The organism is Variovorax sp. OK212 (genome assembly GCF_900112425.1).
In the GTDB taxonomy this organism is placed as follows: domain Bacteria; phylum Pseudomonadota; class Gammaproteobacteria; order Burkholderiales; family Burkholderiaceae_C; genus Variovorax.
In genome coordinates, this window is the sequence record NZ_FOLP01000007.1 from 203,818 (window position 1) to 216,874 (window position 13,057).

Consider the following 13,057-nt stretch of genomic DNA (forward strand, 5'->3'; position numbering starts at 1 on the left):
GGTTGCAGTCTGGAAACATTTAAGCATCGAAATATCACATTAAGAAATGAATGCGCACTATTTGAAATCGCGATGTTTCTATGAGAAACTCCGCCGCGCTGATCGCATAGCGCACTAAATTACCGCCACAGCCCTAAAAGGAGAGACAAGCATGTCGGCAAATCCCGAGAACCTGTTCGGCTCGGCCGCGAATGACGCGGACGCCCAGGAGACCCGTGAATGGATGGATGCACTGTCCTCCGTCATCCAGAGCGAAGGGCCCGAGCGGGCGCACTTCCTTCTCGAGCAGCTGCTCGAGCATGCCCGCCAGAACACGGTCGACATGCCGTTCTCGGCCAACACCGGCTATGTCAACACCATCGAACCCTCGCAGGAAGCCCGCAGTCCCGGCAACCTGGAGATCGAACAGCGCCTGCGCGCCTACATGCGCTGGAACGCCATGGCGATGGTGGTCAAGGCCAACCGCCATCACCCCGCCGAAGGCGGTGACCTGGGCGGCCACATCGGCTCGTTCGCCTCGCTGGCCAGCATGTTCGGCGCGGGCTTCAACCACTTCTGGCGCGCCGAGAGCGAAAGCCACGGCGGCGACCTGCTCTACATCCAGGGCCACGTCTCGCCCGGCATCTATGCCCGCGCCTACCTCGAAGGCCGTCTCTCCGAAGAGCAACTGCTGAACTTCCGCCAGGAAGTGGACGGCAAGGGCTTGTCGAGCTACCCGCATCCGAAGCTGATGCCCGAGTTCTGGCAGTTCCCCACCGTCTCGATGGGCCTTGGCCCGCTGATGGCGATCTACCAGGCGCGCTTCCTCAAGTACCTGCACGCACGCGGCATCGCCAACACCGAGAACCGCAAGGTGTGGGTGTTCTGCGGCGACGGCGAAATGGACGAAGTGGAATCGCTGGGCGCCATCGGCCTGGCGGCGCGCGAGAACCTCGACAACCTGATCTTCGTCATCAACTGCAACCTGCAGCGCCTGGACGGCCCGGTGCGCGGCAACGGCAAGATCATCCAGGAGCTCGAGGGCGAGTTCCGCGGCGCCGGCTGGAACGTCGTCAAGCTGGTCTGGGGCAAGGGCTGGGACGCCCTGCTCGAGAAGGACCATGACGGCGCGCTGCGCAAGATCATGATGGAGTGCAACGACGGCGACTACCAGTCGTTCAAGGCCAACGACGGCGCCTACGTGCGCAAGAACTTCTTCGGCCGCGATCCGCGCACGCTGAAGATGGTCGAGCACATGACCGACGACGAGGTCTGGGGCCTGCAGCGCGGCGGCCACGACTCGCAGAAGGTGTACGCCGCCTTCCATTCCGCGCAAGAGCACAAGGGCCAGCCCACGGTGCTGCTCGTGAAGACCGTCAAGGGCTTCGGCATGGGCAAGATCGGCGAGGGCAAGAACAACGTGCACCAGACCAAGAAGCTCAGCGACGAGGACATCATGACCTTCCGCGACCGCTTCAACATCCCGATTCCCGACAGCCAGATCGCCGAGCTGCCGTTCTACAAGCCGGCCGACGACACGCCTGAAATGAAGTACCTGCACGAGCGCCGCAAGGCCCTCGGCGGCTACTTGCCGCATCGCCGCACCAAGGCCGACGAGAGCTTCACGGTGCCCTCGCTGGACACCTTCAAGTCGGTGATGGAGCCCACGGCCGAAGGCCGCGAGATCTCGACCACGCAGGCCTACGTGCGCTTCCTCACGCAGCTGCTGCGCGACAAGGCGCTGGGTCCGCGCGTCGTGCCCATCCTGGTGGACGAAGCCCGCACTTTCGGCATGGAAGGCCTGTTCCGCCAGATCGGCATCTACAACCCGCACGGTCAGCAGTACACCCCGGTCGACAAGGACCAGGTCATGTACTACAAGGAAGACAAGGCTGGCCAGATCCTGCAGGAAGGCATCAACGAGGCCGGCGGCATGTCGAGCTGGATCGCGGCGGCCACGTCGTACAGCACGAACAACCGCATCATGGTGCCGTTCTACGTGTACTACTCGATGTTCGGCTTCCAGCGCATCGGCGACCTGGCCTGGGCGGCCGGCGACATGCAGGCCCGCGGCTTCCTGCTGGGCGGCACATCGGGGCGCACCACGCTGAACGGCGAAGGCCTGCAGCACGAAGACGGTCACAGCCACATCCTGGCCAACACCATCCCGAACTGCGTGAGCTACGACCCGACCTTCGCGCACGAAGTCGGCGTCATCCTGCACCACGGCCTGAAGCGCATGGTCGAGAAGCAGGACAACGTCTACTACTACCTGACGCTGCTCAACGAGAACTACCCGATGCCCGGCCTGCAGCCCGGCACCGAAGAGCAGATCATCAAGGGCATGTACCTGTCCAGGCAGGGCCCGGCGCTCAAGGCCAAGGCCCCCACGGTGCAACTGCTGGGCAGCGGCACCATCCTGCGCGAGAGCTTCGCCGCGCAAGAGCTGCTCGAGAAGGACTGGGGCGTGTCGGCTTCCGTGTGGAGCTGCCCGAGCTTCAACGAACTCACCCGTGACGGCCAGGACGCCGACCGCTGGAACCTGCTGCACCCCGACCAGACGCCGCGCGTGCCCTTCGTGGCCGAGCAGCTCGGCGCCTCGAGCGGCCCGGTGGTCGCCTCGACCGACTACATGAAGGCCTACGCCGAGCAGATCCGTCCCTTCATCCCGAAGGGCCGCACCTACAAGGTCCTGGGCACCGACGGCTTCGGCCGCAGCGACTTCCGCAACAAGCTGCGCGAGCACTTCGAGATCAACCGCCACTACATCGTGGTGGCCGCGCTCAAGGCGCTGAGCGAAGATGGCACGGTGCCGGTCGCCAAGGTGGTGGAAGCCATCAAGAAGTACGGCATCAACGTCGACAAGGTCAACCCGCTCTACGCCTGAGCCTCGCCAGGCAATCAATAACCAACGAACGAAACGGCGCCTCACGGCGGGAGACAAACGATATGGCAGCAGTGGAAGTGAAAGTGCCCGACATCGGCGATTTCGATGAAGTCGCGGTGATCGAGGTGCTCGTGAAGGTGGGCGACACGGTCAAGGCCGAGCAGTCGCTCATCACGGTCGAATCGGACAAGGCGTCGATGGAAATCCCGTCGTCGACCGCCGGTGTGGTCAAGGAACTGAAGGTCGAGATCGGCGCCAAGGTGAAGCAGGGCTCGGTGGTGCTCGTGCTCGAGGCCGAAGGTGCCGGTGCTGCGGCAGCGCCTGCCCCGGCGCCCGCTGCGGCTCCCGCGGCCGCCGCATCGGCCCCGGCCGCTGCAGCGCCTGCACCCGCTGCAGCACCTGCCGCCTCGGGCCCGATCGACGTCAAGGTGCCGGACATCGGCGACTTCAAGGACGTCGCGGTCATCGAACTGCTGGTGAAGGTGGGCGACACGATCGCGGCCGAGCAGTCGCTGATCACGGTCGAGTCGGACAAGGCCTCGATGGAAATCCCGTCGTCGGCCGCCGGCGTGTTGAAGGAACTGAAGGTCAAGGTTGGCGACACCGTCAACATCGGCGACCTGATTGCGGTGCTCGAAGGCTCCGTGGCTGCTGCAGCCGCACCGGCTGCGGCCCCCGCGCCTGCACAGGCAGCGGCCGCAGCGCCCGCGACGGCATCGGCCAGCGCGCCGGCGCCCGCGCCCGCAGCGGCTGCCGCCGCACCGGCCGCGGCCCACCAGCCCACGGCCGCCCCCAGCGGCAACCTGCCGCACGCCTCGCCCTCGGTGCGCAAGTTCGCCCGCGAACTCGGCGTGCCGCTCGAAGAGGTCAAGGGCTCGGGCCCCAAGGGCCGCATCACGCAGGACGACATCCAGAACTTCACCAAGGCCGTGATGAGCGGCCAGGCCAGCACCAAGGCGTCCGCAGCCAAGGCGCCGGCCGGTGGCGGCGACGGCGCGGCATTGGGCCTCATTCCGTGGCCCAAGGTCGACTTCACGAAGTTCGGCGCGGTCGAGCGCAAGGACCTGTCGCGCATCAAGAAGCTCAGCGGCGCCAACCTGCACCGCAACTGGGTGATGATTCCGCACGTCACCAACAACGACGACGCCGACATCACCGAGCTCGAGGCCTTCCGCGTCTCCACCAACAAGGAGAACGAGAAGTCGGGCGTGAAGGTCACGATGCTGGCCTTCGTGATCAAGGCGGTGGTCGCGGCGCTGAAGAAATTCCCCGAGTTCAACACCAGCCTGGACGGCGACCAGCTCGTCTACAAGCAGTACTACAACGTCGGCTTCGCGGCGGACACGCCCAACGGCCTCGTGGTGCCGGTGCTCAAGGACGCCGACAAGAAGGGCATCCTGCAGATCAGCGCCGAGATGGGCGAGCTCGCCAAGAAGGCGCGCGACGGCAAGCTCGGCTCGGCCGACATGCAGGGCGGCTGCTTCTCGATCAGCTCGCTCGGCGGCATCGGCGGCACGCACTTCACGCCCATCATCAACGCACCCGAAGTGGCCATCCTCGGCCTGTCGAAGAGCGCGATGAAGCCGGTGTGGGATGGCAAGCAATTCGTGCCGCGTCTCACGCTGCCGATGTCGCTGTCCTACGACCACCGCGTGATCGACGGCGCCCTGGCTGCGCGTTTCAACGCCTACCTGGGCCAGGTGCTCGCGGACTATCGCCGTATTCTTCTATGACCCCCCGAGCACCTTCGGTGCTCCCCCCTGAGGGGGGCGGCTGCCTTGGGGCGGCCCGGCGGGAGCAGCTATGACCACGGTGGTGGCCGTCCGCAAGGGCGGCCAGGTCACGATGGCAGCCGATTCTCTGGTGACCTTCGGCGACACGCGCCTGTCGCACAACGCCGAAGCGAACCAGAAGATCTTCACCGTCGAGGACGCGGCGGGCACCAGCCTGTTCGCCATGGCCGGTGCCGCCGCGCACTTCCTGGTGCTGCAGCACGCGCTGGCCGTGCAGCCGCGCGAGCAGCTGTTGTTCGGCAGCAAGCACCAGATCTTCCGCACCTTCACGATGCTGCATCCGGTGCTGAAGGACTCGTTCTTCATGCAGACCAAGGAAGACGACCACGAGCCCTACGAGTCGAGCCAGTTCACGATGCTGATGGCCAACCGCAGCGGCATCTACGGCATCTACAGCTACCGCGAGGTGTTCGAGTTCAAGCAGTTCTGGGCCATCGGCTCGGGGCGCGGCTTTGCACTCGGCGCCATGCACGCGGCCTATGACATCAAGTCGCGCAGCGCGCGCGATGTGGCGCAGGCCGGCATTGCCGCCGCCTGCGAATTCGATCGCAATTCGGCCCTACCGGTCGACGTTCTCACACTCAAACTGAAAGTGTCCAAATGAGCGAACAACAAATCAAGGTGCCCGACATCGGCGACTTCGACGAAGTGGCAGTGATCGAGGTGCTGGTCAACGTCGGAGACACGGTCAAGGCCGAGCAGTCGCTGATCACGGTCGAATCGGACAAGGCCTCGATGGAAATCCCGTCGTCGGCCGGCGGCGTGGTGAAGGCCATTGCCGTGAAGGTGGGCGACAACGTCAAGCAAGGCTCGGTGGTCCTGACGCTCGAGGTGGACGGTGCCGCGGCATCCGCGCCCGCAGCGGCTGCACCGGCGCCTGCCGCCACGGCAGCCCCGGCACCGGCCACGCCGAAGGCCGCGCCTGCACCGGCCCCCGCTTCGGCGGCCGTGGCCGTGTCGAGCTACGGCGGCAAGGTCGACGTCGAATGCGACGTGATCGTGATCGGCGCGGGCCCCGGCGGCTACTCGGCGGCGTTCCGCGCGGCCGACCTCGGCCTGAAGGTCGTGCTGATCGAGCGCTACGCCACCCTGGGCGGCGTGTGCCTGAACGTCGGCTGCATCCCGTCGAAGGCGCTGCTGCACGTGGCCTCCGTGATGGACGAGGTGAAGCATTTCGCCGACCTCGGCGTGAGCTTTGCCGCACCCACGGTCGACCGCGCCAAGCTGCTCGGCCACAAGAACAAGGTGGTGGGCAAGCTCACCGGCGGCCTCACGGCCATGGCCAAGATGCGCAAGGTGACGGTGCTGCGCGGCGTCGGCAACTTCGTGGATCCGTACCACGTCGAGGTGGAAGAAACCTCGGGCACCAGCTGGGACACCACGGGCAAGAAGCAGACCGTGAAGTTCCGCAACGCCATCATCGCGGCCGGCTCGCAGGCCGTGAGCCTGCCCTTCATGCCCAAGGATCCGCGCGTGGTCGACTCGACCGGCGCGCTGGAAATGGGCACCGACCCCAAGCGCATGCTGATCCTGGGCGGCGGCATCATCGGCCTCGAAATGGGCACGGTGTATTCCACGCTGGGCGCGCGCCTGGACGTGGTCGAGATGCTCGACGGCCTGATGCAGGGCGCCGACCGCGACCTGGTGAAGGTCTGGCAGAAGATGAACACGCCGCGCTTCGACAACATCATGCTGAAGACCAAGACGGTGGGCGCCGAGGCGACCAAGGAAGGCATCAAGGTCACCTTCGAGGGCGAGAACGCGCCGAAGGAACCGCAGGTGTACGACCTGGTGCTGCAGGCCGTGGGCCGCAGCCCGAACGGCAAGAAGATCGGTGCCGAGAAGGCCGGCGTTGCCGTGACCGACCGCGGGTTCATCAACGTCGACATCCAGATGCGCACCAACGTGCCGCACATCTTCGCCATCGGCGACATCGTGGGCCAGCCGATGCTGGCGCACAAGGCGGTGCACGAGGCGCACGTGGCGGCCGAAGTCATTGCCGGCGAGCAGAAGGGCGACAAGGAGCTGTCCACCGCCGCCTTCAACGCCCGCGTGATCCCCAGCGTCGCCTACACCGACCCCGAGGTGGCGTGGGTCGGCCTGACGGAAGACCAGGCCAAGGCCGAAGGCATCAAGGTCAAGAAGGGGCACTTCCCCTGGACGGCCTCGGGCCGCGCCATTGCCAACGGCCGCGACGAAGGCTTCACCAAGCTGCTGTTCGACGCCGAGACGCACCGCATCCTGGGCGGCGGCATCGTCGGCACGCATGCCGGCGACATGATCGGCGAGATCGCGCTGGCCATCGAGATGGGTGCGGACGAGATCGACATCGGCAAGACCATCCACCCGCACCCGACGCTGGGCGAAAGCATCGGCATGGCGGCGGAAGTGGCGCACGGCACCTGCACCGACCTGCCGCCTGCGAAGAAGAGCTGATAAGCAGAGGAGGGCGCTCGCCGAGCGCCCATGAAAAAATCCCGCCGAGGCGGGATTTTTTTCGTTCCGGAGGGCGGTGCCCCCAAGAGGGATCAGTTGCCGGTGACGGGCAGGTTGGCGACGGCCGCGGCCTTGACTTCGTCCGTCGGGCCGCCGAGCACGCGGCGGGCGCCGTCGAAGCGGCGTTGCCAGTAGCTGCCGTTCATGTCTTCCACGCGAACCTGGGCGCCGGTGCGGGGGGAGTGGATGAACTTGCCTTCGCCGACATAGATGCCGACATGGCTGAAGGCGCGGCGCATGGTGTTGAAGAACACGAGGTCGCCGGGCTTGAGCTGGCTGGCGTCGATCTTCTCGGTGGCGGCTGCCTGCTCTTCGGCGCGGCGGGGGAGCATGTGGCCGACCGTCTGGTTGTACATGGCGCGGACGAAGCCGCTGCAGTCGAAACCCGATTCGGCGGTGTTGCCGCCGCGGCGGTAAGGCACGCCGAGGAAGCCGATGGCCGTGACCACGAGGTCGGACGTGCGCTCGGTCACGGTCTGGCGAACTTGCTTGAGCTGCCCGATCAGGCCCTTGTCGGCCAGCAGGCGTGCCAACTCGTCATCGGTTTTTTCCTGTTGAGGGGCTGCATGGACAGCGACGGCAAATAGGAGGGACGCGGGTAGGACGAAAAAACGCATGCCGCGTAGGATATTGATGACGCGCGGTTATGTCAATTTAAAAAGAATTAGCAAATGTCTTTGTAAGTCATTGATTTACATCGAGATTTTCGATTCGGCCGAAGAAAAAATGTAACGGCGAACGTTTATTGACCATAAGTGGTTGACCGTCAGTGAGCCTTTGGCGCGCGGGTGGATTGGTGGCGAAACGGATCCGGGTCGTTATCTTTCGTCAAGATCGCGTCAACTCTCCGGAAAAGCCATGAACTTTCGAAAACAACCGCTTCTCAACTGTCTCGGCGCACTTTTTACGCTCTTGGGAACCGGTTTCGGCAACGTTGCGCTGGCCCAGCTGGTGCCGCAGACGGTGGCGTCGGGTCTTCAGAACCCGTGGGGCGTCAGCTTCTTGCCGGATGGGCGCTTCGTGGTCACCGAGAAGCCGGGCCGGTTGCGCCTGGTCGACGCGAGCGGCAAGGTGGGCGCGCCCATCGCGGGCCTGCCGGCCGTTGCGGCCAGCGGGCAGGGCGGCCTGCTCGACGTGCTGGCCGACTCGGGGTTCGAAAAAAACCGCACGCTCTACTTCTGCTTTTCCGAGCCAGCCGCCAGCGGCGCGGCCAACAGCACGGCGCTGGCGCGGGCCAACCTGTCGGCGGACGGCACGAAGCTCGAGGCGCTCAAGATCATCTTCAGCCAGCAGCCCAAGGTGGCGAGCAGCGCGCATTTCGGCTGCCGCATCGTCGAGGCGCGCGACGGCACCTTGTTCCTCACGCTGGGCGACCGCTTCAGCCGCAAGGAAGACGCGCAGAAGCTGGACAACCACCTGGGCAAGGTGATCCGCATCGCCAAGGACGGCACGGTGCCCAAGGACAACCCCTTCGTCGGCAAGGCGGGCGCGCTGCCCGAGATCTGGAGCTACGGCCACCGCAACGCGCAGGGCGCCACGCTCGCGCCCGATGGCCGCTTCTGGATGCACGAGCACGGGCCGCAAGGCGGCGATGAAATCAACATGCCGCTGGCCGGCCGCAACCATGGCTGGCCCGTCATCACCTACGGCGAGAACTATGGCGGCGGGAAGATCGGCGACGGCATCACCACCAAGGACGGCATGGAGCAGCCGCTGCACTACTGGGTGCCGTCGATCGCGCCGTCGGGCATGGCCTTCCTGACCAGCGACCGCTACGGCGCGGCGTGGAAGGGCAACCTGTTCGTCGGCTCGCTCAAGTTCGGCTACCTCGACCGCATCGAGCTGAAAGACGGCAAGGTCGTGGCCGAGCACAAGCTGCTGGCCGACGGCCGCGCGCGCATCCGCGACGTGAAGCAGGGGCCCGACGGGCTGCTCTACGTGCTGACCGACGAGGGCGATGGCAAGCTGCTGCGCCTGAAGCCGAACTGATCTGGGTCCGCTTCAACCCGTCTCAGCCCGTTTCAGCCCGGGGTCGCCGGGCAAGTGGGCAGCGGCAGCGTCGGCAGCATGCGCAGCCACAGGCGCGTCCACTCGGGCCAGTCGTGGCCGCCTTCGGTCGTGAAGACGCGTTCGGCCGGCAAGGCCGCGGCCAGCAGGCGATGGCTGAACGCGAAGCGGTCGTCCACGCCGTAGCCCAGGTACAGCGGCGGCCGCGCGGCCGCCGTCTGCGTGAAGCCCACGTAGCCGCGCAGCCATTGCCAGAGCTGGGTTTCGTTCGGCGTGCGCGGGTTGCTGCCGGGCGGGTCTTCCAGCGGCCCGGTCCATCTGGCGAGCCCGCCCGCATTGGCGATGTCGGTGCTGAGCACGCGCTCGCCGAGGTACGGCGCGATCGTCACCACGCCGGCCAGCTCGCCGGGATGCGTTTGCGCATACAGCAGGCTGCCGAAGCCGCCGACGGAAATGCCGACCAGCCAGATGTGGCGGTAGCCGTGGCTGCGCGCCGGGGCGACCACGTCGGCGCTCAGGCGTTCGAGGATGGTCTTGTCGTTGTAGTAGCCGAGGTGCGCGTCGACCAGCATCACGTCGGCCGCGACGCGGTTGTCCTGCACCGCGCGCACGAAGCCCTCGCGCTCGAACTCGCCGGGCGCCGAGTACGCGCCGGGCAGCATCACCAGCAGCGTGTCGGCATTGCGCGTGCATCTGCTTTTCTCGAGCGAGGTCGCCAGCGGTGCCGTGGTCTTGCGCACGCCGCCGCACGCGGCGACGAGGAGCGCGGCGGCGCCCACGCCCAGCGCCGCCAGGCACACCCGTTTCGAGAAGAAGAGCTTCATGTGCCGCAGTCTAGGTGCGCCGCGTCGCCGGCAGGTCGACCATCACGGGCTGGCCCGGCGTGGTGCAGCCCGTGTCGCAGCACTTGCCGGGCTGGCGGTTGCGGGTGATGGCGCGGCCCGGGTCGTGCGGCGCGGCGGCGGGCGAGCCGTCAGACCCAATGCCGCGTTCGAGGATGCGCTCGACCAGCTCCACCTTCGAGCCGACCGGGTAGTTGCGCCAGATTTCCTGCTTCATGGCCGCGGGCGAGCCGCCGCCGTGCAGGCTGATCACGCTGTACCAGCCGCCCTGGTAGCCGGCCGTCAGGTCCTCGATGAAGCGGGCCGTCTCGATGCGCTGTTCGTACGGAATGGCCGGGTTGGCGCGCAGCACGTCCGACAGGCGCGCGGCGGTCTCGGGGTTGTGGTCTTCGTCGGGGCCGGGCAGGGTGACGATGAGGCCGCCGCTCACGTAGTGCGCGATGCGGTGCATGTCGTAGATCTTGGTGGCCAGCAGCAGCTTGCCGATGTTGCTGAACACGGGGTCGGGCATGAAGATGCCGCAGTGTTCATCGGCCTTGCCGTACACGCTGGCCGCCACGCCGCAGGCGAAGAAGCTTTCGGTGATGGTGATGAGCTCGACCATCTGCTCGCGCAGGTGGCTTTCCTTGCCGGGGTCGAAGCCGTTGGCCTCGCACATCAATGCGCCAGCGCCGATCAGCAAATCACCGAAGCCGGCGCGCGCGCCGATGCAGCTGTGGCGGTGGTGCGTGGCGTAGCTGTAGGTCAGGTGGCCGGAGTGCTCCCAGGTGCCGTTGTCGCCGGCGTAGAACACGCGCTCCCACGGCACGAACACCTTGTCGAACATGCACACGCCGGTGCTCTGGCCGTACTTGCGGCTGAACAGCGCGTCGCCGTGTTCGAGCTTTTCGCCGGGCCGGCCCGCCGGGCGCGCGACGATGGTGAGGCCCGGCGCGTCCAGCGGCACGGCGCAGCACACGGCGAAGTCGGCGTCTTCCTTGCCCATGTTGCGGCAGGGCATGACCAGCAGCTCGTGCACGTAGGGCGCGCCGGTCACGATCGCCTTGGTGCCCGAGATGACGATGCCGCGCGCGTTGCGCTCCACCACGTGCAGGTAGCTGTCGATGTTGGCCTGCTCGTGCGGGCGCCGGCTGCGGTCGCCCTTGGCGTCGGTCATGGCCACGCCGAGCGTCAGGTCCTGGTCCTGCACGCGGTGCAGGTACTCGTGGAAGCGCGCGGTGTGCTCGGTGCTGCCGCGCGCGTCGTCGATGCGCGCCGACACCTGGCCGATGGCGTTGAGCGCGTCGTGCGTCAGGTAGCGCTGGGCGCAGCCGGTTTCCTGGCACACCAGCCGCACGGCCTCGAGCTTGTTGAGCAGGTCGCCCGCGCCGGTGTTGAGGTGCGACAGCCGGTTCACCCGCTTGCCGCTGGTGTGCTGCACCGCGGTCATGAGCGGCTCGTATTCCTTCTTCAGCGCGTGGTCGTAGGTGAGCGCGATGGCATTGATGCCGGGCTGGAACGCGGGCTCGTCGGCCACGCTGTCGACGCGGCGGCCGTCCACGAACACCGTGGGGCGGTAGCGGCGCAGGGATTCGCGGTAATCGGCGCCAGACATGAGGGCTGCGGCGGGCAGTGGGGCATTCATCGGGCTGTCTCCGTGGGTGTTTTGTGCTGGAATTTAAACACTGTTCAATTTTTAGATCAATGATCAAAAAAATGCATCGACGATCAATTCGAGGGCTATAGTGCCGCCCATGCAAGCCAATCTCCAGCGCCGCCAGGCGCTCACCGACGCCCGTCGCGCGCTCGTGCTCGACGCCGCGCGCGCGGTCTTCCTGGAGGCCGGCATCGAGGGCGCGAGCATTCGCGAGATCGCCCGCAAGGCCGGCTACACGCCGGGCGCCATCTATTCGTACTTCGAGAGCAAGGAGGCGATCTACGCGGCCTTGCTCGACGAATCCATCCAGCGGCTGCAGGCCGCGGTGACCGACGCACCGGTGTTCGACGGCCACCCCGAGCGCACGCTCGCCGCCAAGGCGCAGGCATGGTTCGACTTCTATGCCGCGAACCCGCGCGAGCTCGACCTGGGCTTCTACCTGGTGCAAGGGATGCGCCCGCGCGGCCTGACCAGCGAGCTCGACAACGAACTCAACGACCACCTGCGCCAGGCGCTACGCCCCTGCGAAGACGCGCTGCAGGCCATGGGGCTCGACGCCGACGGCGCTCTGCAGGAGAACACCTCGCTGTTCGCGCACGGCGTGGGCCTGCTGCTGATGCAGCACACCGGGCGCATCCGCATGTTCAGGCAGTCGGCCGACGCGCTGTTCAAGACCTACGTGGCGCAACTCGTTCAGCGCGTTGCGGCCCATGCGGGCCAACTCGGTCTTTTCGGTGGTACGGTTTAGCCCAATCCAAACCTCCAGAAGAAAGAAACTGTTCATGCTGCTCGACGCCTCGCAATCCCAACTCGTGCTGGTCGACTACCAGGCCCGCCTGATGCCGGCCATCTTCGAGAACGAGGCCGTGGCAGCGAACGCGGTGCGCCTCGGCAAGATGGCGGCAATGGTCGACGTGCCCGTCTGGGGCACCGAACAGAACCCGTCCAAGCTCGGCGAGAACCTGCCCGACATTCGTGCGCTGTGCCGCAAGACGCTCGCGAAGATGCATTTCAGCGGCGTGGAAGAGGGGCTCGGCGAATGGCTGCGCGCACCGGCCAAGGCCGCGCCGCAAGGCAACGCCCGCAGCCTGCCCAAGCACCTGCAGAAGCCCCAGGCCGCGGCCGAAGAGCGCAACACCATCGTCATTGCCGGCTGCGAAGCGCATGTCTGCCTGATGCAGACGGCGCTCGACCTGCTGGAAGACGAGTTCGACGTCTGGGTGGTCACCGATGCCTGCAGCTCGCGCACCGAGCGCAACCGCGACGCCGCCTTCGACCGCCTGGCGGGTGCCGGCGCCGAACTCGTGACGACCGAGATGGTCGGTTTCGAGTGGCTGCGCACCGCGGAGCACCCGGCCTTCCGTGACTTGCAAACGCTGATTCGCTGAGCCGGCAGCGGCGCTGCGTGGCGCCGGGA

The 13,057-nt window shown here is 66.5% G+C and carries 10 protein-coding genes; 7 read left to right on the forward strand and 3 right to left on the reverse strand.

Annotation, left to right across the window (positions count from 1 at the left end; all coding sequences use genetic code 11):
- Window positions 1-151: 151 nt before the first annotated feature.
- The 4 genes from aceE (at window position 152) to lpdA (ending at window position 7,095) form a co-directional block, all read left to right on the forward strand.
- The gene (gene aceE, locus BM004_RS21840) at window positions 152-2,866 is read left to right on the forward strand and encodes a pyruvate dehydrogenase (acetyl-transferring), homodimeric type (RefSeq protein ID WP_093123137.1); all 2,715 of its coding nucleotides are present in this window, start codon (window positions 152-154) and stop codon (window positions 2,864-2,866) included.
- A gap of 62 nt (window positions 2,867-2,928) precedes the next feature.
- Window positions 2,929-4,599, forward strand: coding sequence for a dihydrolipoyllysine-residue acetyltransferase (gene aceF, locus BM004_RS21845; RefSeq protein ID WP_093216659.1), 1,671 nt, complete (start codon window positions 2,929-2,931; stop codon window positions 4,597-4,599).
- Window positions 4,600-4,669: 70 nt separating this feature from the next.
- Window positions 4,670-5,263, forward strand: coding sequence for an MFS transporter (locus tag BM004_RS21850; RefSeq protein WP_093216661.1), 594 nt, complete (start codon window positions 4,670-4,672; stop codon window positions 5,261-5,263).
- Window positions 5,260-7,095, forward strand: a complete 1,836-nt coding sequence (gene lpdA, locus BM004_RS21855) for a dihydrolipoyl dehydrogenase (RefSeq protein ID WP_093216663.1) — start codon at window positions 5,260-5,262, stop codon at window positions 7,093-7,095. The genes BM004_RS21850 and lpdA overlap by 4 nt, the downstream gene beginning before the upstream one ends.
- A gap of 92 nt (window positions 7,096-7,187) precedes the next feature.
- Here lpdA and BM004_RS21860 read toward each other — a convergent pair whose 3' ends face one another.
- Window positions 7,188-7,772 (reverse strand): C40 family peptidase, encoded by a 585-nt coding sequence (locus BM004_RS21860; RefSeq protein WP_093123127.1) that lies wholly within the window; start codon window positions 7,770-7,772, stop codon window positions 7,188-7,190.
- A 241-nt stretch (window positions 7,773-8,013) separates the two neighbouring features.
- On the opposite strand from BM004_RS21860, the gene BM004_RS21865 reads away from it, so the two are divergent.
- Entirely contained in the window at window positions 8,014-9,144 is a 1,131-nt protein-coding gene (locus BM004_RS21865; RefSeq protein WP_093216665.1) for a PQQ-dependent sugar dehydrogenase, read from the forward strand.
- 32 nt (window positions 9,145-9,176) lie between these two features.
- Here BM004_RS21865 and BM004_RS21870 read toward each other — a convergent pair whose 3' ends face one another.
- Both BM004_RS21870 and BM004_RS21875 read right to left on the reverse strand, forming a co-directional pair.
- Window positions 9,177-9,986, reverse strand: coding sequence for an alpha/beta fold hydrolase (locus BM004_RS21870; RefSeq protein WP_093216667.1), 810 nt, complete (start codon window positions 9,984-9,986; stop codon window positions 9,177-9,179).
- A gap of 10 nt (window positions 9,987-9,996) precedes the next feature.
- Window positions 9,997-11,628 carry a 4-hydroxyphenylacetate 3-hydroxylase family protein gene (locus BM004_RS21875; protein ID WP_093216669.1) on the reverse strand — a complete coding sequence of 544 codons (1,632 nt, stop codon included), beginning with the start codon at window positions 11,626-11,628 and terminating at the stop codon, window positions 9,997-9,999.
- A gap of 109 nt (window positions 11,629-11,737) precedes the next feature.
- On the opposite strand from BM004_RS21875, the gene BM004_RS21880 reads away from it, so the two are divergent.
- Entirely contained in the window at window positions 11,738-12,388 is a 651-nt protein-coding gene (locus tag BM004_RS21880; protein ID WP_093123117.1) for a TetR/AcrR family transcriptional regulator, read from the forward strand.
- Between the two features lie 34 nt (window positions 12,389-12,422).
- The gene (locus BM004_RS21885; RefSeq protein ID WP_093216673.1) at window positions 12,423-13,028 is read left to right on the forward strand and encodes an isochorismatase family protein; all 606 of its coding nucleotides are present in this window, start codon (window positions 12,423-12,425) and stop codon (window positions 13,026-13,028) included.
- Window positions 13,029-13,057: the final 29 nt, after the last annotated feature.